Consider the following 24,443-nt stretch of genomic DNA (forward strand, 5'->3'; position numbering starts at 1 on the left):
CGGGCGATAGAACGCCGGGGATCCCCGTGATCTGGTCGACGGCGGACGGATCGCTCGCGTTCTTCACCCGCACCGGGCAGCCCTCCTGCATGCCCAGAACGAGAGGGATGGCGGCGGCAGCCCGCGAGGACGTGGTGCCGCAGAGCCCGTGGCCCAGGATCACTCTCAGATCACGAGCCCCGACCCGAGCGGCCCGCCGGACGCGGGGAGGCCGGGCGGAGGCCGAGCGGACGGGCACACGGGGCGCACCCCGGGAACGCCGAAGGGCGGCTCCCCCGGAGGGGAACCGCCCTTGAGCGTGGAACCGTGCGGACTAGAAGTCCATGCCACCCGTGGGGTCGCCGGCCGGGGCCGCGTTCTTCTCGGGCTTCTCGGCGACGACGGCCTCGGTGGTCAGGAACAGACCAGCGATGGAGGCGGCGTTCTGCAGGGCAGAGCGGGTCACCTTGGCCGGGTCGATGATGCCGGCGGCGATCATGTCGACGTACTCGCCGGTCGCGGCGTTGAGGCCGTGACCGATCGGGAGGCCGCGGACCTTGTCGGCGACGACGCCGGGCTCCATGCCCGCGTTGAAGGCGATCTGCTTCAGGGGAGCGTCGATCGCGACACGGACGATGTTCGCCCCGGTCGCCTCGTCGCCCTCGAGCTGCAGCTCGGCGAGGGCGGTCTTGCCGGCCTGGATGAGCGCGACGCCACCACCGGCGACGATGCCCTCCTCGACGGCGGCCTTCGCGTTGCGGACGGCGTCCTCGATGCGGTGCTTGCGCTCCTTGAGCTCCACCTCGGTCGCGGCACCCGCCTTGATGACGGCGACGCCGCCGGCGAGCTTGGCGAGGCGCTCCTGGAGCTTCTCGCGGTCGTAGTCGCTGTCGGTCGCCTCGATCTCGCTGCGGATCTGACGCACGCGCCCGGCGATCTGCTCGGCGTCGCCGGCACCCTCGACGATCGTGGTCTCGTCCTTCGTGATGACGACCTTGCGGGCACGGCCGAGCAGGTCGAGCGTGGCGTTCTCGAGCTTGAGGCCGACCTCCTCCGCGATGACCTGGCCACCGGTGAGGATGGCGATGTCCTGCAGCTGCGCCTTGCGACGGTCGCCGAAGCCGGGGGCCTTGACGGCGACCGACTTGAAGATGCCGCGGATCTTGTTCACGACGAGCGTGGCCAGGGCCTCGCCGTCGACGTCCTCCGCGATGATGAGGAGCTGCTTGCCCGACTGGATGACCTTGTCGACGATCGGCAGGAGGTCCTTGATGTTGGAGATCTTCGAGTTGACGATGAGCACGTAGGCGTCCTCGAAGACGGCCTCCTGGCGCTCGGGGTCGGTGACGAAGTACTGCGACAGGTAGCCCTTGTCGAAGCGCATGCCCTCGGTCAGCTCGAGCTCGGTGCCGAAGGTGTTCGACTCCTCGACGGTGACGACGCCCTCCTTGCCGACCTTGTCGATGGCCTCGGCGATGAGCGCACCGATGGTGGGGTCGGCGGCGGAGATCGAGGCGGTCGCCGCGATCTGCTCCTTGGTCTCGATGTCCTTCGCGTCGGCGAGGAGCTGAGCGGAGACCGCGGCGGCGGCCTTCTCGATGCCGCGCTTGAGCGAGATGGGGTCGGCACCGGCGGCGACGTTGCGGAGGCCCTCACGGACGAGCGCCTGGGCGAGGACGGTGGCGGTGGTGGTGCCGTCGCCGGCGACGTCGTCGGTCTTCTTGGCGACCTCCTTGACGAGCTCGGCACCGATCTTCTCGAACGGGTCGTCGAGCTCGATCTCCTTGGCGATGGAGACGCCGTCGTTCGTGATGGTGGGGGCGCCCCACTTCTTCTCGAGGACGACGTTGCGGCCGCGGGGGCCGAGCGTGACCTTCACCGCGTCGGCCAGGATGTTCAGGCCACGCTCGAGGCCGCGACGGGCCTCTTCGTCAAAAGCAATGATCTTAGCCATGTGTTACTCGTCCCTCCCGGACGTCATGAAGCAGAGGTACTTGGCACTCACCTGCGGCGAGTGCCAGAGCGATTCTGGCACTCCCACCTTGTGAGTGCAAGCCGTCCGGGCAGGCCCACGGCGAGCCCCCGGACGTGACGACGCCGCCCGCCCCGGGGGCGGACGGCGTCGTGACGGAGAGGCCGAGGGGCCGAGGGGCGGGGCTCAGGCGAGCCGCACCGACTCCGCCTGCGGCCCCTTGCTCCCGGTGCCCACCTCGAAGACGACCGCCTGGCCCTCCTCGAGCACCTTGTAGCCGCTCATGTCGATGGCCGAGTAGTGCACGAAGACGTCCTGCCCGCCTCCCTCGACCGTGATGAAGCCGAAGCCCTTCTCCGCGTTGAACCACTTGACGGTCCCGTGTGCCATGGTGCTGCTCCCCTTGCTGTGTTCGTACGGCGGCCGGTCGGTGCCGGGGCCGGGTCGACGCAGTGGCCTGCGCACCCGAACGGTGCAGCCTCGCTCGTTCGGGGCGGGGCGGGCGGGCCGTAGGGGGCGACCAAGACCAGATGCTAGTGCGGCCCCCGGCGCCGATGACAGCCCCGAAGGCCGCAGAACGAACCCGCGGGCGCCCGTCGGCCCGATCCTTTACACGCCCGAAACAGAAGGGGCACGAGGAGGCCCCCGAGGAGGCGCGGAGCGGGGCCCGGCCCCGGTCGCGTCGACCCCCGCGCTCGCCCGCTACGACGAGAAGTCGGTGCCGAGCACGACGGTGATGGTCGCCCCCGGGAAGGCCGTGCTCTGCTGCGTCGCGTCGATGCCGAGCGACTCGGCGACGCCGAGCGCGGCCGCGCGGTCGGCGGCCGTGGCGTAGTAGACGGTGGAGGTGGCGGAGCGCTCGGGCGCGTTGCCCTGGCTGCCGACCGTCCAGCCGTCGGTGTCGAGAGTCGTCGCGGCCCGCCCGGCGAGGCCGCTCGTCGTCGTCGCGTTGAGCACGGCGATCGTCGTCGAGGCGGGCACGTCGGAGGGGTCGGCGGCGGTGGCCGTCGGGGTCGGCGTCACGGCGGGCGTCTCGCCGGCGGCGTCGGTCGACCCGTCGGTCGAGGCCCCGTCGCCGTCGGTCGCCTCGTCGGACGGCTCGGTCGTCGCGTCGCCGGCCTCGGCCGAGCTGCTCGCGCTGGGGGCCACGAACTGGAAGCTGTCGTTGAGGACGCCCAGGGCGACCACCCCGGCGCCGACGAGGAGGCCGGTGGCGAGGGCCGCCCAGGCGACGACCACCCAGCCGCGCCCCCGGCGGGGCTCGGAGCGGTGCGCCCCGACCCTCTCCAGGTCGCGGGGCACCTCGTCGAAACGGTCGCGGGGGTACTTCGGCATGGTCTCCGTGGTCTTCCGGGTCAGCGGGGCGTGGGCCCGAACGAACGGTCGGCGCGGGCCCGGGCGCGCTGGTCGCGCAGGCGCTGCAGGCGACCGACCACCAGGGGCGCGTAGGCCAGTGCAGCAGGTCGGTCGATGAGCGAGTTGAGCAACTGCTGATAGCGCGCGACGCCGAGCCCGAGCTCTCTCCGGATCAGCGCCTCCTTCTGGCCCGGCGTGGCCGGCGGCGACTGCTCCAGGTCGAGGATCGCGCGGTCGAGGGTCGACAACGCGCCCGCGCGCACGCCGGTGCCCCTGCTGCCCTCGTCGGTCACGTCCCGCCCTCTCGATCCTGGTCACCATAACGTCGGGGCGGGCCGTGACCGGGGAGGCGGGGCGCGGTTCGGCCCGTTCAGCCGACGGTCGTGAGGCGGGTGCCGTGGGCGTCGCCGACGGCGAGCGGCCGCCCGTCGAGCGCGAGCACCGCGAAGGCCGACGTGCGCTCGACGAGGGCCGGGTCGACGGCCCTGATGTCGTCGAGCAGGCCGATCCGCTCGTACGAGACCCAGGTGGCGCCGAGCCCCCGGACCGTGTCGACGAACTGCTGTCGTCGTCTGCCCGGCAGGTAGACGAGCGTGCCGGTCGAGACGACGACGAGACGTGCGTCGGCGGGCGCCGTCGCCGCGAGGGCCTCGAGGTCGTCGACGGCGTCGCCGCGGGCGACCCGGGGAGGCGCGGTGCGGGCGAGCGCGACCGCCCGCTCGAGCAGGTCGGCCCGCTCCGTCGCCCCCGGCGGCAGCAGCGCACGCAGCCAGGCGACGGCCGCGTCGTCGCGGACGTCGACGGGGTCGAGGTCGAGCCCGGCGCGCCAGACCACCTCCGGCAGCTCGACCGCGCCGAGACCGGTGCCCGCTCCGCCGGGTGCGGCGTCACCACGGCCGTCCGTCACGTCCAGCGTCAGCTTCACGGGGCTCTGCGGGTCGCCCCAGCGGACGTCGCCCGCGCGGTACGAGACGAGGTCGGGCAGGAGGCAGAGGCCGGCCGAGGCCCCCACCTCGAGCAGCGCGACCGGCTCGTCGAGGCGGCCCAGGGCGAGCGAGACCGGGCCGCTCCGGCGCAGGTCGTTCGTCTGCACGGAGCGTCGCCCGAGCTCCGCGACCACGGCGTCGGCGTGGTCGAGGAGCCAGCTCCGGAGGCGCGGCCAGGGCCCCGGGGGCGCGCCCAGCCACCGGCACGTCGCGAGCACCAGGACGGGCTGGCGCCGCGACTCCGGCGCCCTCTCGACGACGGCCAGCGCGGCCTCGTCGGCGGCGAGGCCGGCGGCCAGCTCGGCCCAGCCGGGCGACCCCTCGGCGGCGGCCTGCGCCGAGTAGGCGAGGAAGCGGTCGGCGAGCGTCACGGGCCCGAGTCTAGGGAGGGCCACGGGGGCGTCACCCGGGGAATGGGGCTCAGCGAGGCAGTGTTGGATGGGGAGTCCCCGAACGTGTCAGGAGTGCACCCATGACCAACGACAACAGCACGTACAAGGTCGAGAAGACCGACGAAGAATGGCGCCGCGAGCTCACCCCGGAGGAGTACTCGGTGCTCCGCCAGGCCGCTACGGAGCGCCCGTGGACGGGCGAGCTGCTCGACGAGGAGCGCGCCGGCACGTACGCCTGTGCCGCCTGCGGCGCCGAGCTCTTCAAGAGCGGCACCAAGTTCGACAGCGGCTGCGGCTGGCCGAGCTTCTACGAGTCCGTCCGGCCCGACGCGGTCGACCTGATCGAGGACTCCAGCCTCGGCATGGTCCGCACCGAGGTCCGCTGCGCGAACTGCGGCTCGCACCTCGGCCACGTCTTCCCCGACGGCTTCGGCACCCCGACCGGCGACCGCTACTGCATGAACTCGATCTCGCTGTCGTTCACCGAGGGCGACGCCGCCTCGACGGACTCGAAGTGACCGGCGTCGCCGACGCTGCCCGTCGGCGACGGTCACGGTCGAAGGTCACCGACGAGGCCCCGACGCGCGAGCAGCTGCTCAGCTACGTCGAGGCCGCGTCGACGGTGGCCGACCACTCGGGCCTGCACCCGTGGCGCCTGGTCGAGCTGCGCGGCGACGACCGCCGCGTGATCGGCCGGTCGCTGTCGGCGGCGACCGGGGCGGACGAGAAGTCGACCCGCAAGGCGGAGGAGAAGTCGCTCCGCGCGCCGCTCGTCATCGCGGTGGTGTCGTCGCCGGTGGAGAGCCGGAAGGTGCCCGAGTGGGAGCAGGAGTCGGTCGCCTCGGGCGTCGCCCACCTGCTCTCGCTCGTGCTCGACGACGAGGGCTGGGGCGTGATCTGGAAGACCGGGTCGGAGACCCGGCACCCGGTCGTGCAGGCCGCCCACGGGCTGACGGGCGACGAGAAGCTCCTGGGGTGGCTGTACGTGGGAGGCCACGGCGAGCGCGAGGCGAAGCCCCGCCGCCTGCTCGACCCGGCCGACTTCGTCAGGCCGCTGACCGCGGACTGACGGCGGCCGCTACCAGGTGCGGCGGCTGTTGCCCAAGACGGTCATCGGGATGCCGAACGAGGCCGTCATCAGCACGATGCCGGCGAAGAAGACGAGCGCGTTGGGCTCGCCCGAGCCGAACGAGTAGGCGAAGAGCGCGAAGCTCACGAAGAGCAGGACGATCGATCCGATCGCGGTCAGGATGTTGGTCATGGTGGCTCCTCGTCGTCACGGGCGGTGGCGCGCGGCCGACGCCGCCCGTCTACTTCACCACGTCGCCGTCGCCCGCGCCAATCCTGCGCCGAGCCTCGGCGGCGCCCCGCACCGCCCGCGACGGGCGCCGTGATCGGTAGGATGGCCGAGCCCGCCGCCTTGGCGCAGTCCGGTAGCGCAGTGCTCTTGTAAAGCGAAGGTCGTCGGTTCGAATCCGACAGGCGGCTCCCCCGGCCCCGTGCCCGCCCTCCGGCGGCACGGGGCCTCCCTCGTCCCCGCCCGGATCCCGCCCCCCTCTGACGCCCGCTCCGGCCCGACTCGGTCGACGACCGGGGTACAGCGATGCCGACAGACCCCGTCGCGCACCCCCGCGCGAGGGCGACCCGAGCTGGGGCTGACGGCCCCCGGCGGCACGGAGCACGCTGGGAGCACGCCAGGGACCCGACCTCCCCGGCGTGAGCTCCGCCCCCGGCCCGTCGTCGCGACCCGCTCCTCCCGAGCCCCGCGACCCGGTCCACCCGCTCGACGCGCACCCGCTTGCCCTTCCCACACGCCACGGAAGGGTCCACCACGCCATGAACACCCGTCACCACCGCCGGGGCATCCCGGTCGTCGCCGCCGTCACGGCGGGCCTCGTCGTCGCCACCGGCCTCGTCGCGGCGAGCACGGCCAGCGCATCGGCCGCCACCACGACCCTCGACGCGGCCGCCGCCTCCACCACCCTGGTCACCGGCGACCTGCCCGGCTGGAAGCAGGTGCTGAGAGACGACTTCAGCACGCCGCTCGCCGCCGGCTCCTTCCCCGGGCCGTACGCGTCGCAGTGGATGACGTACGACGGGTTCCCCGACACGTGGAAGATCGGCGCCTACGACGCCGACACCCTCTCGGTCAGCGGCGGGCTGCTCGACATGCACCTGCACACGGGCGCCGACGGGGTGCCGCGGTCGGCCGCGCCGATCCCGCTCGTGAACGGGCAGTGGGGCGGCCAGACCTACGGGCGCTACTCGGTGCGCATGCGCGCCGACGCCCTCCCGGGCTACGGCACGGCCTTCCTGCTCTGGGACGACGAGAACGTGTGGGCCAACGGCGAGATCAACTTCCCCGAGGGCGGGCTCGACGGCACCACCCACGCCTACAACCACCAGCTCGGCACCCCGTGGAACAACGACCTCGTGCACGACACGGGAGTCTCGTACCAGGCCTGGCACACCTACACGATCGACTGGACGCCGGGGCGCATCAGCTACCTGCTCGACGGCGTCACGGTCGCGACGACCACGACGAACGTCCCCCGCACGCCGATGCACTGGGTGCTGCAGACGGCGACGGACGGCACGAAGCCGGCCGCGTCGGTCGACGGCCACCTGCAGATCGACTGGGTGTCGCAGTACTCCTACGCACCGTCGACCGCGACCAGCGCACCGGTGACCGCGCCCGCACCGGCACCGGCTCCGAAGCCCACGCCCACGCCGACTCCCGCGCCCGCCCCGACTCCCGCGCCCGCCCCGAAGCCGACCCCCGCTCCGGCGCCGGCCCCCAAGGCCCTGACGACCACGACCCCGACGGTCAGGGGCGACGTCAAGGTGGGCTCCACCCTGCGGGCGAGCGCCGACGGCTGGACCCCGGGCACGGCGGTCACCTGGTCGTGGCGGGTCGACGGCACCCCGGTGCCCGGCGCGACCGGCAGCACCTTCCGGGTCAGGGCCGGCGACATCGACCGTCGCGTCACCGTCGTGGCGACGGGGTCGGCGGCCGGCTACACCACCGCCTCCCGCACCTCCGCGTCGCTGCTGGTGCTCCCGACGACGTACTTCAGCTGCGGCGCCCTGAACTCCGAGCACCCCGCCGGCGTCGCGAAGAGCACCAGCGCCCGCGACCAGGTGGGCACGCGGACCCTCGCCCAGCCCGCCGGCACGACCGTCTCGGCGACCGTCTACGCCGCGAACTCGAGGCTCGACGTCGACCGCGACGGCCTGGTCTGCGAGCGACGCTGACCGGCGCTCGCCCGGGGCGCTAGCCCTCGAGCTCGCGCAGCAGGGCCGGGAGGCCCCGCAGCAGGGCGTCCCGCTCGTCGCCGTCGAGGCCCGCGATCATCGCGGCCTCGGCGGCGACCTGCACGTCGAGGGCCTCGGCGAGCCGTCGGCGCCCCGGCTCCGTCGGCACGACCAGCCAGCCGCGGCCGTCGGCCGGGTTGGCCTCCCGGGCCACGAGCCCGGCGTCGAGCAGCACGCGGAGGCGCTTGGTGACGGCGGGCGCCGACAGCAGCGTCTCGTCGGCCAGGGCCGTCGGGGTCAGGGGCGCGTCGTGGCGGACGAGCGCGGCGAGCACGTCGAAGTCGGCCCGCCCGAGCCCCAGGTCGCGCAGCAGCTCGTCGCTGCGCCGCTGGATCAGGCGGCCCAGGCGCGTCACGCGGCCGACGACGAGCAGCGGCGACACGTCGAGGTCGGGCCGGAGGCGCCGCCAGCGGTCGTGGACGCGCTCGATCGCGTCGGGTGGGGCGGTGTCGGCGCGGGCGGGGTCGGCGGGGCTCACGCGTCGAGGGTACCGGTGGTTCACGGGTAAACTACCGACGACCATCTATTTCACCCGTGAAGCAGTTCGACGACGAACGCCCACCGTCGTCGAGAGGACCCCCGTGGCACCGTCCCGCCCCGAGCCCGCCGCCAGCCCTGCCCCCGGGGCTCCCGCCTCCCCCGCTCCTTCCGCTGCCCCGCCCGCCCCGGCCGCCCGCCCGGCAGTGCTCCCCCGCCCCCGCGACTTCGTGCGCCTCGGCCCGCACGACGGCGCCCACGTGCCGGCCGCGCGGGTGGCCGTCAGCGTCGTGCTCCCGCTCGCCGTGCTCGCGGCCACGGGCCACCTCGCCTGGGCGCCCTACGCCGTGTTCGGCGCCTTCGCGTCCGCCTTCGGCCGCGGGCTGCCCGTGGGCCCGCGGCTGCGGATGCAGCTCGAGGCCGGGGCCGTCCTCGTCGCCTGCGTGGTGCTCGGCGCCGTGCTCTCGACGAGCGGGGCCGACGTCGTGCTCGTCGTGGTCGTCATCGCGGCGGTCGCGGGCGTCGGGTCGCTGATCGCCGACGTGCGGCGGTGGGCTCCCCCGGGGCCCCTCTTCCCCGTCTTCGGGCTCGGCGTGTGCGCGTTCCTGCCCGCCGCCTCCTCGTCCGTGGGCGTCGCCGCGGTGGTCGCCCCGGCCAGCCTGCTCGTGGCGCTGGCGGCGTCGGCGGCCGTGCTGCTGCTGCCCTCCGGCCGACGGCGCGACCGGGCTGCGCGCACCCGTGCGGTGGCGACCGCCCCGGCCCTCGACCGTCGTCGGGCGCTCCTGCACGCCGCGGTCTGCCTCGTCGGCAGCCTGGCGGCGGGCCTCGTCAGCGTCGGGCTGGGCTTCGAGAGCCCGTACTGGGCGATGGTGTCGGCGGTCGTGCCGGTGGTCGGCCGGGCCACGTCGACCCAGCTCGTGCGCGCTGGGCACCGGCTCGTCGGCACGCTGCTCGGCGTGGGCGTCGCGGCCGCGCTGCTGGCGCTCCGCCCCGGGGAGGTCGGCCTGATCGTCGCCTTCGGCGTGCTGCAGTTCGCCGCCGAGCTCGTCGTCGCCCGCAACTACGGGCTGACCCTGCTGTTCATCACGCCGATGGCCCTGGGCATGCGGGCCCTGGCCGGGCCGGTCGACATCGCGCCCCTGGTCGTCTGGCGGGCCGTCGACACCGGCGTGGGCGTCGGCGTGGCCGTGCTGCTGCTGCTGGCGACGCACCGGCTGCGGCGGGCCGCCCTGCCGCCGGCGGCTGCGCCGGTCGCGGCGACGACGGCGGGGACGGCTGCTCCCGGCCCGGCGTCGAGTCGGGCGAGCTAGCCCTGGCGGACCGCCTCGCGGCGGCCGTCACGGCCCCACCAGACGAGGTCGGCGACGCCCTGGGCGATCAGCGCCACGGCGACCACCATGACGATCACGGTGGCGCCGGGTGTCTCCCGGTCGCTCGCGAGGGTCAGCGCCTGCACGACCAGGCCGAGCAGCCCGACCGCGATCTCGAGCGCGGGCGGCAGCACCGACCCCGTCTTGGTCAGGGTGAACCAGGGTCGGCGCAGCTCGCTCATGCCGACGACCGTAGTCGACCCGACGGCGAGCAGGGCCCCGGAGGCGCGGGCCGGGTCGGCCCCGTAGCCTGGCTGCGTGAGACGGAAGACTGTCGAGATCGACCCCGACGTGCCGAACTGGCTGCTGACGAAGCAGGGCGGCCTGGTGCGCCCCGTCGTCACGATCGTCTGTGCCCTGCTGGTCGCGGCGAGCATCGTCGCCGCCCTCGCCGTCGGCGGAGGGTCGGTGACGGTCGTCACGGTCGTCGTGCTGCTCGCCGTCGCCGGGGCCGTGGTGTGGGCGGTGGCCGACCTCGTGTGGTGGTCGCGCGACGACCGCCGCCGGGTCGTGAAGCTGCCCCGGGGTCCGCGCGCCTGATCGACCCGGGCCGGCGCGGCTCAGCTCGGCTCGGCTCGGCTCGGCTCGGCTCGGCTCGGGCGAGGGCGCTCGACCGGGCCCGCCGTGGGGCGGTCCGGCATCGCTGATCCACTCCGGAGTGGAGGAGCACCATGTCACCGGCACGACTCGCGTCCGGCTGTTCCACTCCGGAGTGGAGGAGCGTTCTCGGCGACCACTCCTGCTCCGCCCGACGGCCGAGCGCCGGAGCGCAGACGTCGGCAGGGCCCGCGGGACGCACCGTCGCGGTCGGCAGACCCACGCCTCCCGTGCCCCGTCCATGCCCTGATCGGCATGTCTGTGCCCCGGCAACCTGGCAACCGCCCAGCGACGACAGCCGTAAAGTAGGCGGGATGCACCCTCGCCGTGCACCCGACGCCCCGGCCCCCGACAGCCCCTCGCTCGCTCGTGCCCGGACGACGGTCGGACGAGACGCGCGCGGTCGCGACACAGAACCAGCAACGAGCCGACCCAGCACGACCCAGCACGACCCAGACACAGCACGCCCAGACACAGCACGCCCAGACACAGCCAGCCCAGGCACAACTCGACAGGGAGCCCCGTTGACCGGAGACGCCACGAGCGGCAACGCCACGACCCGCCACAGCAACGTCGCCCTGCTCGCCGTCACGAGCACCATGGCCGACCGGGTCACGACCTCCGCGAGCATCGACGAGAAGCTCCGCCCGGTGCTGAAGCGCCTGAAGCTGCCCACCGGCCTGCTGCAGCGCGTCGCCGGCGTGCACGAGCGCCGCAACTGGGGCGCCGACCAGAGCTTCGACGACGCCGCCGTCGACGCGGGCAAGCGCGCCATGGCCGAGGCGGGCATCCGGCCCGACCAGGTGGGCCTCCTGATCAACACCTCCGTCACGCGGCCGCACCTCGAGCCCTCCGTCGCCGTGCGCCTGCACCACGGGCTCGGCCTGCCGTCGTCGGCCACCAACTTCGACATCGCGAACGCCTGCCTCGGCTTCGTGAACGGCATGACCCTCGCCGCGCAGCTGATCGACGCCGGCCAGATCGAGTACGCCGTGATCATCGACGGCGAGGACGCCGACGACGTCCAGGTCAACACGATCGAGCGCCTGCTCACCAAGGGCTACGGGCGCGACGACTTCATGAGCGAGTTCGCGAGCCTCACGCTGGGCTCCGGCGCCGCGGCCGCCGTGCTCGGCCGGGCCGACCGTCACCCCGAGGGCCACCGCATCGTCGGCGGCGTCACGCGCGCCGCGACCGAGAACTACGACCTCTGCGTCGGCAGCGTCGACGGCATGTTCACCGACGCGAAGGCCCTGCTCAAGCGCGGCATGGAGCTCGTCGTCAGCGCCTGGCGCGAGGCGAAGCGCGACTGGGAGTGGCAGGGCATGGACCGCTACATCATGCACCAGGTCAGCGACGTGCACACGGGCGCCTTCGTGAAGGCCGCGGGCATCGACCGCGGGCGCGTCCCGCTCACGTACCCGACCCTCGGCAACGTGGGCCCCGCCTCCATCCCCATCACCCTCGTCGAGGAGTCCAAGACCCTCTCGAAGGGCGACCGTGTGCTGCTGATGGGCGTGGGCTCGGGCATCAACACGGCGATGATGGAACTCGCCTGGTGAGTCGCCTCCCCCGCGCCGCCCGGGCGACGTCGCCCGCGACGCTGCCGCCCGCGGGGCTCGACGGGCTCGACCCGGCGTGGTCCCGTCTCGTGACCGTGCCCGCGGGAACCGCAGGCCCCGCAGGCCCCGCAGGCCCCGCAGGACCCGCGGGCGGGCACGGTGCCGGAGGCGCGGAGCCGGTCGACCGCACCTGGCACCTCCTCGACACGGCGGGCTCGCTCGAGGCGCTCGGCGTCGAGCCCGTGGGCACCGTGCTCTGCGTGCACGGCAACCCGACCTGGTCGTACCTCTGGCGCCGGCTCGCCGCCCGCACCCTCGCGACCGCCGCCGCCGGCGGCCCCGCCTGGCGCGTCGTCGCCGTCGACCAGCTCGACATGGGCTTCTCCGAGCGCACCGGGGTCGAGCGCGGGCTGCCGCAGCGCGTCGCCGACCTCTCGTCGCTCACCGAGCACCTCGGCCTCGCCGGGCCCGTCGTCACGCTCGGGCACGACTGGGGCGGCGTCGTCTCGATGGGCTGGGCCGTCGACCACCCCGAGCTGCTCTCGGGCCTGGTGCTGCTCAACACGGCGATCCACCAGCCCGCCGACGAGCCGATCCCGGCTCCGCTGCGGCTGACGCTCGCCCGGGGCGTGCTGGGGCGGGCGACCGTCGCCACGACCGGGTTCCTCGACGTGACGCTGGCGATCGCGCACCCGCGCCTCCCCCCGGAGGTCGCCGCGGGCTACCGCGCGCCCTACCGCGGCGCCGAGCGGCGCGGCGGGATCGGCGGCTTCGTCGCCGACATCCCCGTCGACCAGCGCCACCCGAGCCGGCCCGAGCTCGACCGCGTCGCCGACGCCCTGACCCGCCTCGACGTGCCCGCGCTGATGCTCTGGGGCCCGCGCGACCCGATCTTCAGCGACCGCTACCTCGACGACCTCGTCGACCGCCTCCCGCACGCCGACGTGCACCGCTTCGAGGGCGCCGGGCACCTCGTCGCCGAGGACGTCGACTACGCCTCCGCCGTCGAGACCTGGCTCGGCGACCGCGTCGCGGCCGCCGTGCCCTCGGCCGCCACTGCCGCCGCGGCAAGCGACGCGCAGGAGGCGCCGCCCGCCGCGCAGGACCGACCGCTCTGGCACCACCTCGACACGCTCGCCGAGAGCGACGACACCGCCCTGATCGAGATGGTGCCGCACGGCGCGGCCCGCGCCTCCGGCCCCCGACGGGTCAGCTGGCGGCTCCTGAGCCGCCGCGTGACCGAGATCGCCCTCGGGCTGCGCAAGCACGGCGTCCGCCCCGGCGACCGCGTGTCGCTGCTGGTGCAGCCCGGCGCCGACCTCACCGCCGTGCTCTACGCCTGCGTGCGCCTCGGCGCGGTGGTCGTCGTCGCCGACGCGGGCCTCGGCGTGCAGGGGCTGACGCGGGCCGTCCGCGGCTCGTGGCCCGACCACGTCATCGGCCAGCTGCCCGGCCTCACCGCGGCGCGCGCGCTCGGCTGGCCCGGCCGGGTGGTCTCGACCCAGCGGCTGTCGCCGGTGGCCGCGGCCGCCCTCGGCGTCGAGACGTCGCTGCCCGAGATCGCCGCGCTGGGCCGTCGGGCCGGGCGGGCCCTCGCCTCGCTGCCCGACGCGCCCGCCGGCGACGCCCCGGCGGCGATCCTCTTCACCTCGGGCTCCACCGGCCCGGCGAAGGGCGTCGTCTACACGCACGGCCAGCTGACCGCGCTGCGCGACGCCCTCGCCGACCAGTACGGCGTCGGCCCCGGCACGGGCCTCGTCGCCGGCTTCGCCCCGTTCGCGCTGCTCGGCCCGGCGCTCGGGGCGACGAGCGTGACCCCCGACATGGACGTCACCTCGCCGCGCACCCTGACGGCCCGCGCCGTCGCCGCGGCGGCGGCCGCGGTCGACGCCACCGTCGTCTTCCTCTCCCCCGCCGCCCTGACGAACGTCGTCGCGACGGCCGACGAGCTCGACGCCCGCGACCGCGCCGCCCTGGCCGGGGTCGAGACCTTCCTGTCGGCGGGGGCGCCCGTCTCCGAGCGCCTCCTCGCGGCCGCCGGTGAGCTCATGCCCGGGGCGACGCCGCACACGCCGTACGGCATGACCGAGGGCCTGCTGATGACCGACGTCACGCTCGACGGCGTGCGCGCGGCCGCGGCCGACCCCGCCGCGAACGGGGTGTGCGTCGGCGTGCCGGCAGCGACCACCCGCGTGCTGCTCGCTCCCCTCGACGGGCGGGGGCGCGCCTCCGACACGGCCTCCGACGCCCCCGGCGTCACGGGCGAGATCGTCGTCTCGGCGCCGCACCTCAAGCGCGGCTACGACCGCCTCTGGCTGACCGACCGCGCGAGCGTGCGCGGCGTGCCCGGGGCCGCCGAGGGCGCGCCCGAGCGCTGGCACCGCACCGGCGACGTCGGGCACCTCGACGACCGGGGCCGCCTCTGGGTCGAGGGCCGGCTGCCGCACGTGCTCACCACCGCGTCGGGGCCGCTGACCCCCGTCGCCGCGGAGCAGGCGGTGGAGGCGCTGGCCGACGTCGGCCGCGCCGCCGTCGTGGGCGTGGGGCCCGCGGGCACGCAGCAGGTCGTCGTGGTCGTCGAGACCGCCGCCCGGTCGCGCCGCCCGGGGCTGGCCGCCGCGCCGCTCGCCGCCGCCGTGCGGGAGGCCGTGCACGCGGCCGTCGGGCACCGCGTCGCGGCCGTGCTGGTCGTCCCCGACCTGCCGACCGACGTGCGCCACAACAGCAAGATCGACCGCGCCCGGCTCGCGGCCTGGGCCGGCTCGGTGCTCTCGGGCGGGCGGATGGTGCGCCCGTGAGGCCGACGGCGGCGGGCTCGCCCGACGGTGCACGGGCGGGTTCGACCGTCCCGGGCGTCGACGCACGACCGCCCGAGTCGCACACGCCCGCCGTCGCGGCCGCCCGTGCGGGGGCAACGCCGTGAGGGTGCTCGTCACCGGCGCGAGCGGCCTGCTCGGCGGCGCCGTCGCGCGGGCCGTGGCCGCCGCCGGGCACGAGGTGACCACGTTCCAGCGTCGGCCCTCGGGCGTGCCGGGCGCTCGTGACGTCGCCGGGTCGATGACCGACCCGGCTGCCGTCGCCGCCGCGGTCGAGGGGCAGGAGGCGGTGGTGCACCTGGCCGCGAAGGTCTCGCTGGCGGGCGCCCCCGCCGAGTTCGAGGCCGTCAACGTGCACGGCACGAGGTCGCTGGTGGAGGCGATGCGCGCCTCCCGCGTGCCCCGCCTCGTGTTCGTGTCGTCGCCGTCGGTCGCGCACGGCGGAGCCTCGATCGTCGGCGACGACGCGGAGCCCGCCTCGCCCGAGCACGCCCGCGGCCACTACGCCCGCACCAAGGCCGCCGCCGAGCGGCTCGCCCTCGCCGCCGCCGGCCCCGACCTGCGCGTCGTCGCCGTGCGCCCGCACCTCGTCTGGGGCCCCGGCGACACGCAGCTCGTCGAGCGCATCGTCGACCGCGCCCGCTCGGGCCGCCTGCCGCTGCTCGACCACGGCGCGGCGCTGATCGACTCGACCTACGTCGACAACGCCGCCTCGGGCATCGCCGCCGCGCTCGAGCGCGTCGACGCCGTGTCGGGCGGCGCGTACGTGCTGACGAACGGCGAGCCGCGCACGGTCGCCGACCTGATGGGCGGCATCTGCGCCGCGGCCGGGGTGCCGGCACCGCGCCTCCGCGTCCCGGCCGGGGTGGCCCGGGCCGCAGGGTCGCTGGTCGAGCGCGCCTGGGCCGTGCGCCCGGGCAACGACGAGCCGCCGATGACGAGGTTCCTCGCCGAGCAGCTGTCGACCGCGCACTGGTTCGACCAGCGCCGCACGCAGCACGACCTGCGCTGGGCGCCGGCCGTCGACCTCGACGAGGGCCTGCGCCGTCTCGCGTCCTGGTACGCCGCGGGCTCGCCCGCCGTCTGACGGGGCGACGCGGTGCGGTGCGGTGCGGTGCGGTGCGGTGCGCCGAGTACGAACGAGGTGCCCCGATCGGGGCCCTGAGCAGCGCCCGGGGCCCAGATCGGGGCACCTCGCTGCGAGCTAGATCACGCCCTCGCTCCACGCGTCGGGGTTGCCGAAGCGGTGCGCCGTGATCGACACGGCCTGCTCGCGGAGGAACGGCAGCAGCTCGAGCCGGCCCGACGGCGTCACCGGGGCCGCGAACACCGCGACGGCGGGGTCGCCGCCGAGCGCGGAGGCGAGCTCCGAGGCGGCCGGCACCGAGGAGGCACCTCCCGCGTCGCGCACCCCGGTCACCAGCCGCACGCGCTCGGTCTGCACCGCACCCGCGCGCACCCGGTCGTGCCAGGTCGCGTCGTCCTCGACGACGAGCGAGCCGGCCGCGAGGCCGAGGGCCGGGGCGAGCCCGGCGGGCAGGCCGATCGACGTCGACACGGTGAGCGGAGCCCCGGCACGCAGCCCGGCGAGCAGCACCCGCACGGCGTCGGCGGGCGAGGCCCCCTCGGCGACGCGCACGGTCACCGGCAGGGCGCGGTAGCGCAGCAGGTCGCGCTCGAGGCCCAGGGCGCTGACGTCGCGGGCGACGCCGAACTCGTCGGCCCAGTGCTGCTCGTCGGAGGCGGCGGCCGCGGCCACCGCCGCCCGCTGCGCGGGGTCGGCGAGCAGGGGCGCCGCGGCCGAGAGGGCGGCGGAGACGGCCTGGCCGGGCCGCGCCTCCTGGGGGCCGGTGAGCTCGCCGGGCGTCCACGACCCGAGGTGCACGAGGTAGTTCGGCCCGCCGGCCTTGGCCCCGGCGCCGACCGACGACTTCTTCCAGCCGCCGAACGGCTGGCGGCGCACGATCGCCCCGGTGATGCCGCGGTTGACGTACAGGTTGCCGGCGTCGACCCGGTCGAGCCAGGTGCCGAGCTCGGCGGCGTCGAGGGTGTGCAGCCCGGCCGTGAGGCCGTAGTCGGTCGCGTTCTGCAGCTCGATCGCCTCGTCGAGGGTCTCGGCCGTCATCACGCCGAGCACGGGCCCGAAGTACTCGGTGAGGTGGAACTCGCTGCCCGGGCGGACGCCGGCGCGGATGCCGGGCGTCCAGAGCCGGCCCGAGTCGTCGAGCTGCCGCGGCTCGACGAGCCACGACTCCCCCGCGCCGAGCGTCGTGAGGCCGCCGAGCAGCTTCCCCGCGGCGGGCTCCACGATCGGGCCCATCTGCGTCGTGGGGTCGGTCGGGTAGCCGACGCGCATCGTCGAGGCCGCGTCGACGAGCTGACGGCGGAACCGCTCCGAACTGCCGACCGACCCGACGAGGATCACCAGGCTCGCCGCCGAGCACTTCTGCCCCGCGTGGCCGAAGGCCGACTTGATGACGTCGCCCGCGGCGAGGTCCAGGTCGGCGCTCGGCGTGACGATGACGGCGTTCTTGCCGCTGGTCTCCGCGAGCAGCGGGAGGTCGTCACGCCACGAGCGGAACAGGGCGGCGGTCTCGAAGGCCCCGGTCAGGACGACGCGGTCGACCGACGGGTGCGCGACGAGGTGCCGGCCGAGCTCGCCCTCCTCGACGTCGACGAGCCGCAGCACGTCGCGGGGCACGCCCGCCTCCCAGAGGGCCTCGACCATGACGGCGCCGCAGCGCTTCGCCTGGCCGGCCGGCTTGATGACGACGCTGCTGCCCGCGGCGAGCGCCGACAGCACCGAGCCGGCCGGGATCGCGACGGGGAAGTTCCACGGCGGGGTGACCACCGTGAGGCGCGCGGGCACGAACTCGGCGCCGTCGACCTCGTCGAGCTGCTCGGCGAGGTGGGCGTACCAGGTGGCGAAGTCGACGGCCTCGCTGACCTCGACGTCGCCCTCCGCGATCGTCTTGCCGGTCTCGCTCGCGGCGACCTCGATCAGGTCGGCGCGGTGGGCGCGCAGCGAGGCGGCCGCACGGCGCAGCACCTCGGCGCGGCCGCGGCCGCCGAGCGCGGCCCAGCCGGGCGCGGCGGCGACGGCGCCCGCGACGATCTCGTCCACCGTCGCGGCGTCCGTGACGCGGGCCTCCTCGATCGCGGCGGTGCCGAGCGTGCTGGTGCGGGCCCGGCCCAGGATCTCGCGGCCCCACGCCCGGTTCGCGGCGAGCGCCGGGTCGGTGTCGGGTTCGTTCTCGAAGGGGGCCGAGGCGCCGGCGACCGGCTCCGGGGAGGCGCCCCGCGCCTCCTCGAGGCGGCTCTGGACCCGGTGGGGCGCGGGCACGACGTCGTCGACCTCGGCGAGCGAGGCGAGGAACCGGCCCTCCTCCCGGGCGAACAGGGCCTCGTTCGAGGCGAGCTCGAAGACGGCCGACATGAAGTTCTCGCTCGAGGCGTTCTCCTCCAGCCGACGGATCAGGTAGCTGATCGCGACGTCGAACTCGCGGGGGTGCACGACGGGCGTGTAGAGCAGCAGCCCGCCGACGTCGGCCTTGACGAGCTCGGCCTGGCCCTCGGCCATGCCGAGCAGCATCTCGAACTCGACGCGGTCGTGCACGCCGCGCGCCGTCGCGAGCAGGTGCGCGAAGGCGATGTCGAAGAGGTTGTGGCCGGCGACGCCGACCTTCACCGCGCGCGTGCGCTCGGGCGTGAGCGCCCAGGCCAGCACGCGCTTGTAGTTCGTGTCGCTCTGCTGCTTCGTGCCGTAGGTCGCGAGCGGCCACTCGTGCAGGGTCGCGTCGACGGTCTCCATCGCGAGGTTGGCGCCCTTCACGACGCGCACCTTGATCGCGGCGCCGCCGGCGTCGACGCGGGCCGTGGCCCACTCGGTGAGGTGCTGCAGGGCGCCGAGCGCGTCGGGCAGGTAGGTCTGCAGCACGATGCCGGCCTCGAGCCCGCGCAGCCGCGGCTGGTCGAGGAGGCGCGTGAAGACCGCGATGGTCAGGTCGAGGTCGCGGTACTCCTCCATGTCGAGGTTGATGAACTTCGGCCGGGCGGAGCGGGCGGCGAGCTCGTAGAGCGGGGTGAGCTTCTCGACGACGCGCTCGACGGTCTCGTCGAAGGCCCACATCGAGAGCTGGCTGACGATCGACGACACCTTGATCGAGACGTAGTCGACGTCGTCGCGGGCGAGCAGGGCGCGCGTGCCGGCCAGGCGGTGCTCGGCCTCGCCGTCGCCGAGCACGGCCTCGCCGAGCAGGTTGAGGTTGAGGCGGGTGCCCTCGCGCTTGATGCCCGAGATGGCGGCGCCGAGCTTCGCCGGGCGGGCGTCGGCGACGAGGTGGCCGACCATGCCGCGCAGCACGCGGCGGGCGACCGGCACGACGACGCCGGGCAGCACCGGGGCGAGCACGCCGCCGCAGCGCACGGCGAGGCGCATGTACCAGGGCAGGAAGGCCGGCACGCGGTGCGCGAGGCCGGCGAGGTTGCGGGCGGCGACGCTGAGGTCCTCCGGGCGGACGACCCGGTCGACGAAGCCGATGGTGAACGCGAGGCCCGACTCGTCCTTGAGCACCTGCGCGAGCAGCTGGGCCGAGCCGGTGCTGGGGGCGCGCGACGCCTCCTGCGCCCAGCGGCGGGCGAGGGCGACGGAGGCGGCGCCCAGGTCGGCGGGCAGGGCCGGCGACCCGGCGGGGGCGGCGCTGCCGGCCGCGGGGCTCGTCGTCGAGGGAGCGGAGGACGGCCCGGCCGTCTGGTCGAGGGAGGTCATGCGAGAACGGTACGACCAGAACTTGCCACCTGGCAAGGTTCGTCACGAGACCGTAACGTGGCGCGCCGACGAGCCCTCCCCAGCCGACGGATCGTCACTGGCGCACGGCCCCGCGGGCTGATATTTTGCTGCCCAGCACGGGACCGCACCGAGGCGTTCGGTGGCGGCCCGGCGACCGGCGGAGGCCACCATGGCGATGATCGAGGCGCGGGGCCTGACGAAGACGTACCGCTCGAAGTCCGGGCCGGTGCACGCGCTCACCGGGCTCGACCTCGTCGTGCCCGAGGGCACGGTGAAGGCGCTGCTCGGCCCCAACGGCGCGGGCAAGACCACGACGGTGAAGATGCTCACCACCCTCGAGGTGCCCGACGCGGGCACGGCGACGATCGCGGGCATCGACGTCGTCGCCGACCCGCAGGCCACCCGCCGCACGATCGGCGTCTCGGGCCAGTACGCGGCGGTCGACGAGAACCTCACCGGCTTCGAGAACCTCGACATGATCGGCCGGCTCTACCACCTGGGCGCGAAGGTGTCGCGGCAGCGGGCGCGCGAGCTGATCGAGGTCTTCGACCTGAGCGCCGCCGGCGACCGCCCGGTCAAGGGCTTCTCCGGCGGCATGCGACGGCGCATCGACCTCGCGGGCGCCCTCGTGACCAACCCCCGCGTGCTCTTCCTCGACGAGCCGACGACGGGCCTCGACCCCCGCAGCCGCCTCGCCCTGTGGGAGATCATCACGTCGCTCGTCGCGGGCGGCACCACGGTGCTGCTGACCACCCAGTACCTGGAGGAGGCCGACCGCCTCGCCGACGACATCGCCGTCATCGACGAGGGCCGCGTCATCGCGGAGGGCACGGCCGACCACCTCAAGGCGCAGGTCGGCGGCCACCGGCTCGTCGTGGCGCTGGTCGACGAGGCTCGCTCGAGCCAGGCCGTCGAGGTGCTGCGGCGGCACGGCGACGCCGAGCCCACGGTCAGCGGCGACGGGCGACAGGTCGAGGTGGCCGTGACCGACGGCCCCACCGCGCTGCAGCGGTCGCTGGCCGACCTGGGCGCGGCGGGCATCGAGCTGCACGACGCGGGCATGCGCCGCCCCACCCTCGACGACGTCTTCCTCCAGCTGACCGGGCGGAGGGCCGTGGCCGACGACGACTCCCCCGACGACGCCGGCGCCCCGACCGGTCGGAAGGGCCGGTCGGCCCGGGAGAAGGAGGCCCGCCGATGACCGCCACGGCCCTCACCCAGACCCTCGTGCCGTCGTCGAGCGCCGGGCTCGGCACCTGGGCGTCCGACGGCTGGACGGTGACGAAGCGCAACCTGATCAAGGTGAAGCGCTCGCCCGACATGCTGATCTTCGCCGTGCTGCAGCCGATCATGTTCGTGCTGCTGTTCAGCCAGGTCTACGGCGGCGCCATCTCCGTCGAGGGCACCGACTACACGCAGTTCCTCATGGCGGGCATCTTCGCCCAGACCGTGGTCTTCGGCTCGACCTTCTCCGGCGCCGCCATGGCGCAGGACTTGAAGGAGGGCATCATCGACCGCTTCCGCACCCTGCCGATGAGCGCCTCCGCCGTCCTCATCGGGCGCACGGCCAGCGACCTCGTGCTGAACAGCATCTCGATGGTGATCATGATGCTCACCGGGCTGGCCGTCGGCTGGCGGGTGAACGCCTCGCCCCTGTCGTTCGTCGGCGGGGTGGCCCTGCTGCTGCTCTTCAGCTACTCGTTCAGCTGGGTGATGGCCCTGCTCGGCATGAGCGTCAAGACGCCGGAGACGATCAACAACGCGTCGTTCATGATCCTCTTCCCCCTCACCTTCATCTCGAACGCGTTCGTGCCGAGCGACACCCTGCCGACGGTGCTCCGCGTCTTCGCGGAGTGGAACCCCGTCTCGGCGCTCGTGCAGGCCGCCCGGCAGTCGTTCGGCAACGTCGGCAGCACCCCGGTGCCCGACATCTGGACGCTGCAGCACCCCTACCTCACGGTGCTCGTCGGCATCGGCGTGATGCTCGTCGTCTTCGTACCGCTCGCGGTGCGGAAGTTCCAGCGGATCAGCTCGAAGTAGGGCTCAGGGAGTCGCGGGCCGGGCAGGAGTTGCGGGCCGGGTGAGCGCGTCGCCCCGGTCGCGGTCGACGACCTCGGCCCGCACGGCGGCGTCGAGCTCGTCGGTCGGCACCGTGAGCACGGTCGCCACGACGAGCCTCATCGTCTCGGCGACGTGCACCTCGTCGCGGCGGTACAGCCACTGCAGCTGCAGGCCGTCCTGCACGGCGAGCACGACGCGGGCCGCGGTCTCGGCGGTGAAGCCGTCGCGCAGCCAGCCCCGGCGCTCGGCGACGCCGAGGTACGCCGACGTCGACGACACGATGCGGTCGTAGTGGTCGGCGTAGTAGTCGTGGGCGGGGTGGTCGCTCGACGTGGCCTCGGCCGAGGCCGTGATGAACAGCGAGATGACCGCGGGCACGTCGACGTTGTACTCGGCCAGCTCGACGAGCTCGGCGAGGCGCATGCCGCCGACGTCGTCGAAGTGCTGGCGCAGCCGCTCGTCGCGGCGGCGGAGCACCGCCATCAGCAGGGCGTCCTTCGTCGGGAAGTAGTGCATCAGCGACTGGTGCGACACCCCGCACTGCCGGGCGACCTCGCGGAGCGACGCGCCGTGGAACCCCACCTTGCCGAACACCGGCAGGGCGGCGTCGAGGATCGCCTCCCGCTTGGCGATGCCCTTGCGGTAGCGGCCCGGCGTGCGGGCGACGGGGTCGTCGGTCTCGGCGCTCATCGCGCCCAGCCTAGGTCGGGCGCCCGCGCGGCGGCGGCGTGTGACGCCGCGCGCAGGGCGGCGGCCGGGGCGAGGTGGGCGCGGGCGGCGGGCGGGCACGGGCCGCAGGCCCCGGGGGGAGCTCGCGGCCGCCGCGCGTAGAGTGCGCCGGGTGAGATGGTCGCTGCTGCGCATCCCGGCGTTCCGCGCTCTGTGGGTCGGGCGGCTGCTGTCGTGGGTCGGCAGCGGGCTCGCGCCCCTCGCCCTCGTCTTCGCGGCGATCGACCTCGGCGCCGACGCGGTGGGCGTCGGCCTCGTCGTCGCCGCCCGCTCCGTGCCGAACGTCGTGCTCGTCCTCGTGGGAGGCGCGGTGTCCGACCGCCTGCCCCGTCGCGTCGTGACCGTCGGCTCGTCGGTGCTCTCCGCGGCGTCGCTCACCGTGGCGGGCGTGCTCCTCCTCGCCGACCGCGAGACCATGGTCACCCTCGCCGTCGCCGCGGCGGTCAACGGGGCCGCCGCCGCGTTCTTCGGCCCCGCGACGAGCGCGCTGCTCCGCGACGTCGTGCCCGACGAGGCCGTCCGCGACGGGACGGTGCTGGCGCGCACGAGCATGAACGCCGGCCTCGTCGTCGGCACGGCCCTCGGCGGCGCCCTCGTCGGGGTGTTCGGCACGGGCACGGGGCTGATCGTCGGGGCCGTGCTGTTCGGGGCGGCGGCCGTCGTGTTCGTGCGCGTCCCCGGCGGGCCGTCCCGCGCCTCCGGCGGGGCCTCGCTGCTGCGCGACCTGGCCGCCGGCGTCGCGTTCGTCTCCCGCTCGCGCTGGCTCACCGCGACCGTCGTGCTGACGTTCGTCTACCAGTTCGCGTTCGCCGGCGGGGTGCACGTGCTCGGCCCGCTGATCGCCGACCAGTCGTTCGGGCGCGTCGCGTGGGGGTTCGCGGGAGCCGTGCAGACGGCCGGGCTCGTGGTGGGCGCCGTCTGGGCGGGGTCGCTGCGGGGTCGGCTGCGCCTGGCCACCGCGGCGCTCGGGGCCGTCGCGCTCGTCGCACCGCTGATGCTGCTGGCGGGCACGCTGGTCGACCTGCCGTACGTGCTCGACCCGCCCCTGATCGACCCGCTGCACTGGTTCTTCTGGCTCTGCGTCGGGCTGTTCGTCGCCAGCGTGGGCCTCGAGGTCTTCACCGTGCCGCTCGACGTGGCCGTGCAGCTGCAGGTGCCGCGCTCGTACCTGGGGCGCGTCTTCGCCTGCCTGACGCTCGCGTCGCTCGCCGGGATGCCCGCGGGCGAGCTCGCCGTCGGGCCGCTGTCTCGGGTGATCGGCGAACCGCTGACTCTCACCGCCCTCGCGGGGCTCGTGACGGTCGTCGCCCTCGCCGTCGCCGCGACGCCGCGGGTGCGTCGGGTCGACGCACCGCTCGTGCCCGCCGGGCAGCCCGGGCGCGCCGACCCGGCGGACGCGGGCCCGGCGGACGCGACGGGGGCGGCCCGACCCTGAGGTCGGACCGCCCCCGTCGTCGCCCGGTCAGCGGTAGTCGCCGCGCACGATGGCCTCGGCGTACTTGCGCACGTCCGGGCCGGGCTCGTAGTCGATGAAGCGGCCCTTGAGGCGCTCGTTGAGGGCCGCGAAGGCGTCCTCCCACGAGTCGCCCTCGCCGGTCTCGGCGGCCACGTCGCGGACGGCCTCCTGTAGGACCCGGTCGGCGTCGGTGAGGATCTTGTCGCGGGCCTCGTCGTTCCAGACGACGTCGGTGAGGTCTGCCATGGTCTTCGCTCCTACTTCTTCGCGGCGGTCAGGGCGGACTCCTTGTGGGCCGCCTCCGACCCGGACTTGTCGGACTCGACGATGAAGTACGGCTCGTCGCCCGAGGCCTTGAAGGTCTGGCCGTCGAACTCGAACTCCTTCACGCGCTTCTCCTTGACGGTGCCGTGGGTCTCGCCCTGCGGCGTGTTCCACGTCACGTGGTCGCCCTTGCTGAACGTCATCGTTGCCTCCTGGCTGGCGGCCCGGGGTCGAGCCGCGGGTCGGTGATGGTGCGGTGCCGTGCACGCTACGCCGCGCCTCCCCGGGGTTCTCGGCTCGTCGGGAGGAGGGGTACGACGAC

The 24,443-nt window shown here is 74.9% G+C and carries 23 protein-coding genes and 1 tRNA gene; 12 read left to right on the forward strand and 12 right to left on the reverse strand.

Annotation, left to right across the window (positions count from 1 at the left end; translation table 11 throughout):
- Positions 1–313: 313 nt before the first annotated feature.
- The 5 genes from groL to FHR77_RS10460 all read right to left on the reverse strand — a co-directional run bounded on the left by groL (position 314) and on the right by FHR77_RS10460 (position 4,664).
- The gene (groL, locus tag FHR77_RS10440) at positions 314–1,933 is read right to left on the reverse strand and encodes a chaperonin GroEL (RefSeq protein ID WP_167260126.1); all 1,620 of its coding nucleotides are present in this window, start codon (positions 1,931–1,933) and stop codon (positions 314–316) included.
- Between the two features lie 204 nt (positions 1,934–2,137).
- Positions 2,138–2,341 (reverse strand): cold-shock protein, encoded by a 204-nt coding sequence (locus FHR77_RS10445; protein WP_056056985.1) that lies wholly within the window; start codon positions 2,339–2,341, stop codon positions 2,138–2,140.
- Between the two features lie 312 nt (positions 2,342–2,653).
- Positions 2,654–3,286, reverse strand: a complete 633-nt coding sequence (locus FHR77_RS10450; RefSeq protein WP_056056987.1) for a LytR C-terminal domain-containing protein — start codon at positions 3,284–3,286, stop codon at positions 2,654–2,656.
- Positions 3,287–3,306: 20 nt separating this feature from the next.
- A complete protein-coding gene (locus tag FHR77_RS10455) occupies positions 3,307–3,600 on the reverse strand; it encodes a DUF3263 domain-containing protein (protein ID WP_156370092.1) in 294 nt (97 codons plus the stop codon).
- 77 nt (positions 3,601–3,677) lie between these two features.
- Positions 3,678–4,664: a DUF2332 family protein gene (locus tag FHR77_RS10460; protein ID WP_167260128.1), complete on the reverse strand. Its 987-nt coding sequence runs from the start codon at positions 4,662–4,664 to the stop codon at positions 3,678–3,680.
- Positions 4,665–4,765: 101 nt separating this feature from the next.
- On the opposite strand from FHR77_RS10460, the gene msrB reads away from it, so the two are divergent.
- Both msrB and FHR77_RS10470 read left to right on the forward strand, forming a co-directional pair.
- Entirely contained in the window at positions 4,766–5,203 is a 438-nt protein-coding gene (gene msrB / locus FHR77_RS10465) for a peptide-methionine (R)-S-oxide reductase MsrB (protein ID WP_056056991.1), read from the forward strand.
- Positions 5,200–5,754, forward strand: coding sequence for a nitroreductase family protein (locus FHR77_RS10470; RefSeq protein ID WP_167260130.1), 555 nt, complete (start codon positions 5,200–5,202; stop codon positions 5,752–5,754). Before msrB ends, FHR77_RS10470 begins: the two co-directional genes overlap by 4 nt.
- A 9-nt stretch (positions 5,755–5,763) precedes the next feature.
- Here the strand turns inward: FHR77_RS10470 and FHR77_RS10475 are convergent, their stop codons facing one another.
- On the reverse strand, positions 5,764–5,946 hold the full coding sequence (locus FHR77_RS10475; RefSeq protein ID WP_056056995.1) for a hypothetical protein: 183 nt from the start codon (positions 5,944–5,946) through the stop codon (positions 5,764–5,766).
- A gap of 153 nt (positions 5,947–6,099) precedes the next feature.
- On the opposite strand from FHR77_RS10475, the gene FHR77_RS10480 reads away from it, so the two are divergent.
- Positions 6,100–6,173, forward strand: a tRNA-Thr gene (locus FHR77_RS10480).
- A gap of 348 nt (positions 6,174–6,521) precedes the next feature.
- Positions 6,522–7,940 carry a family 16 glycosylhydrolase gene (locus tag FHR77_RS10485; RefSeq protein WP_167260132.1) on the forward strand — a complete coding sequence of 473 codons (1,419 nt, stop codon included), beginning with the start codon at positions 6,522–6,524 and terminating at the stop codon, positions 7,938–7,940.
- Between the two features lie 19 nt (positions 7,941–7,959).
- Here the strand turns inward: FHR77_RS10485 and FHR77_RS10490 are convergent, their stop codons facing one another.
- Entirely contained in the window at positions 7,960–8,478 is a 519-nt protein-coding gene (locus tag FHR77_RS10490) for a MarR family transcriptional regulator (protein ID WP_167260135.1), read from the reverse strand.
- Between the two features lie 103 nt (positions 8,479–8,581).
- Between FHR77_RS10490 and FHR77_RS16420 the strand changes: the two genes are divergently transcribed.
- Positions 8,582–9,787 (forward strand): FUSC family protein, encoded by a 1,206-nt coding sequence (locus FHR77_RS16420; protein WP_167260137.1) that lies wholly within the window; start codon positions 8,582–8,584, stop codon positions 9,785–9,787.
- Here FHR77_RS16420 and FHR77_RS10500 read toward each other — a convergent pair.
- Positions 9,784–10,029 carry a hypothetical protein gene (locus FHR77_RS10500; RefSeq protein WP_167260139.1) on the reverse strand — a complete coding sequence of 82 codons (246 nt, stop codon included), beginning with the start codon at positions 10,027–10,029 and terminating at the stop codon, positions 9,784–9,786. The two genes, FHR77_RS16420 and FHR77_RS10500, sit on opposite strands and share 4 nt — an antisense overlap.
- A gap of 76 nt (positions 10,030–10,105) precedes the next feature.
- Between FHR77_RS10500 and FHR77_RS10505 the strand changes: the two genes are divergently transcribed.
- The 4 genes from FHR77_RS10505 to FHR77_RS10520 all read left to right on the forward strand — a co-directional run bounded on the left by FHR77_RS10505 (position 10,106) and on the right by FHR77_RS10520 (position 15,909).
- Positions 10,106–10,387 carry a hypothetical protein gene (locus FHR77_RS10505; protein WP_156370098.1) on the forward strand — a complete coding sequence of 94 codons (282 nt, stop codon included), beginning with the start codon at positions 10,106–10,108 and terminating at the stop codon, positions 10,385–10,387.
- Between the two features lie 656 nt (positions 10,388–11,043).
- Positions 11,044–12,006 (forward strand): 3-oxoacyl-ACP synthase III, encoded by a 963-nt coding sequence (locus FHR77_RS10510; protein ID WP_156370250.1) that lies wholly within the window; start codon positions 11,044–11,046, stop codon positions 12,004–12,006.
- Entirely contained in the window at positions 12,003–14,804 is a 2,802-nt protein-coding gene (locus tag FHR77_RS10515; RefSeq protein ID WP_424955876.1) for an alpha/beta fold hydrolase, read from the forward strand. The genes FHR77_RS10510 and FHR77_RS10515 overlap by 4 nt, the downstream gene beginning before the upstream one ends.
- A 121-nt stretch (positions 14,805–14,925) precedes the next feature.
- On the forward strand, positions 14,926–15,909 hold the full coding sequence (locus FHR77_RS10520) for an NAD-dependent epimerase/dehydratase family protein (protein WP_167260143.1): 984 nt from the start codon (positions 14,926–14,928) through the stop codon (positions 15,907–15,909).
- A 117-nt stretch (positions 15,910–16,026) separates the two neighbouring features.
- Here FHR77_RS10520 and FHR77_RS10525 read toward each other — a convergent pair whose 3' ends face one another.
- The gene (locus FHR77_RS10525) at positions 16,027–19,590 is read right to left on the reverse strand and encodes a bifunctional proline dehydrogenase/L-glutamate gamma-semialdehyde dehydrogenase (protein WP_167260145.1); all 3,564 of its coding nucleotides are present in this window, start codon (positions 19,588–19,590) and stop codon (positions 16,027–16,029) included.
- Positions 19,591–19,780: 190 nt separating this feature from the next.
- Between FHR77_RS10525 and FHR77_RS10530 the strand changes: the two genes are divergently transcribed.
- Together FHR77_RS10530 and FHR77_RS10535 are read left to right on the forward strand one after the other, a co-directional pair.
- Positions 19,781–20,812: an ATP-binding cassette domain-containing protein gene (locus FHR77_RS10530; protein ID WP_167260147.1), complete on the forward strand. Its 1,032-nt coding sequence runs from the start codon at positions 19,781–19,783 to the stop codon at positions 20,810–20,812.
- Entirely contained in the window at positions 20,809–21,651 is an 843-nt protein-coding gene (locus tag FHR77_RS10535) for an ABC transporter permease (RefSeq protein WP_167260149.1), read from the forward strand. The genes FHR77_RS10530 and FHR77_RS10535 overlap by 4 nt, the downstream gene beginning before the upstream one ends.
- A 3-nt stretch (positions 21,652–21,654) precedes the next feature.
- Here the strand turns inward: FHR77_RS10535 and FHR77_RS10540 are convergent, their stop codons facing one another.
- Entirely contained in the window at positions 21,655–22,362 is a 708-nt protein-coding gene (locus tag FHR77_RS10540) for a TetR/AcrR family transcriptional regulator (protein WP_167260151.1), read from the reverse strand.
- 151 nt (positions 22,363–22,513) lie between these two features.
- On the opposite strand from FHR77_RS10540, the gene FHR77_RS10545 reads away from it, so the two are divergent.
- Complete coding sequence (locus tag FHR77_RS10545; protein WP_167260153.1) at positions 22,514–23,836, forward strand: MFS transporter; 1,323 nt, start codon at positions 22,514–22,516, stop codon at positions 23,834–23,836.
- Between the two features lie 27 nt (positions 23,837–23,863).
- Here FHR77_RS10545 and FHR77_RS10550 read toward each other — a convergent pair whose 3' ends face one another.
- Together FHR77_RS10550 and FHR77_RS10555 are read right to left on the reverse strand one after the other, a co-directional pair.
- Positions 23,864–24,103 carry a hypothetical protein gene (locus FHR77_RS10550; protein ID WP_056057020.1) on the reverse strand — a complete coding sequence of 80 codons (240 nt, stop codon included), beginning with the start codon at positions 24,101–24,103 and terminating at the stop codon, positions 23,864–23,866.
- Positions 24,104–24,114: 11 nt separating this feature from the next.
- A complete protein-coding gene (locus FHR77_RS10555; RefSeq protein WP_056057022.1) occupies positions 24,115–24,324 on the reverse strand; it encodes a hypervirulence associated TUDOR domain-containing protein in 210 nt (69 codons plus the stop codon).
- Positions 24,325–24,443: the final 119 nt, after the last annotated feature.

Source organism: Frigoribacterium endophyticum, assembly GCF_011759585.1.
GTDB lineage: Bacteria > Actinomycetota > Actinomycetes > Actinomycetales > Microbacteriaceae > Frigoribacterium > Frigoribacterium endophyticum.

Excerpts from the sequence above, each read along its gene's own strand:
- FHR77_RS10530 (WP_167260147.1), top strand. The coding sequence starts at position 19,781 with ATGGCGATGATCGAGGCGCGGGGCCTGACGAAGACGTACCGCTCGAAG.
- FHR77_RS10555 (WP_056057022.1), bottom strand. The coding sequence starts at position 24,324 with ATGACGTTCAGCAAGGGCGACCACGTGACGTGGAACACGCCGCAGGGC.
- FHR77_RS10550 (WP_056057020.1), bottom strand. The coding sequence starts at position 24,103 with ATGGCAGACCTCACCGACGTCGTCTGGAACGACGAGGCCCGCGACAAG.
- FHR77_RS10500 (WP_167260139.1), bottom strand. The coding sequence starts at position 10,029 with ATGAGCGAGCTGCGCCGACCCTGGTTCACCCTGACCAAGACGGGGTCG.
- FHR77_RS10445 (WP_056056985.1), bottom strand. The coding sequence starts at position 2,341 with ATGGCACACGGGACCGTCAAGTGGTTCAACGCGGAGAAGGGCTTCGGC.
- FHR77_RS10535 (WP_167260149.1), top strand. The coding sequence starts at position 20,809 with ATGACCGCCACGGCCCTCACCCAGACCCTCGTGCCGTCGTCGAGCGCC.
- FHR77_RS10450 (WP_056056987.1), bottom strand. The coding sequence starts at position 3,286 with ATGCCGAAGTACCCCCGCGACCGTTTCGACGAGGTGCCCCGCGACCTG.
- FHR77_RS10540 (WP_167260151.1), bottom strand. The coding sequence starts at position 22,362 with ATGAGCGCCGAGACCGACGACCCCGTCGCCCGCACGCCGGGCCGCTAC.
- FHR77_RS10475 (WP_056056995.1), bottom strand. The coding sequence starts at position 5,946 with ATGACCAACATCCTGACCGCGATCGGATCGATCGTCCTGCTCTTCGTG.
- msrB (WP_056056991.1), top strand. The coding sequence starts at position 4,766 with ATGACCAACGACAACAGCACGTACAAGGTCGAGAAGACCGACGAAGAA.
- FHR77_RS10510 (WP_156370250.1), top strand. The coding sequence starts at position 11,044 with ATGGCCGACCGGGTCACGACCTCCGCGAGCATCGACGAGAAGCTCCGC.
- FHR77_RS10485 (WP_167260132.1), top strand. The coding sequence starts at position 6,522 with ATGAACACCCGTCACCACCGCCGGGGCATCCCGGTCGTCGCCGCCGTC.
- groL (WP_167260126.1), bottom strand. The coding sequence starts at position 1,933 with ATGGCTAAGATCATTGCTTTTGACGAAGAGGCCCGTCGCGGCCTCGAG.
- FHR77_RS10525 (WP_167260145.1), bottom strand. The coding sequence starts at position 19,590 with ATGACCTCCCTCGACCAGACGGCCGGGCCGTCCTCCGCTCCCTCGACG.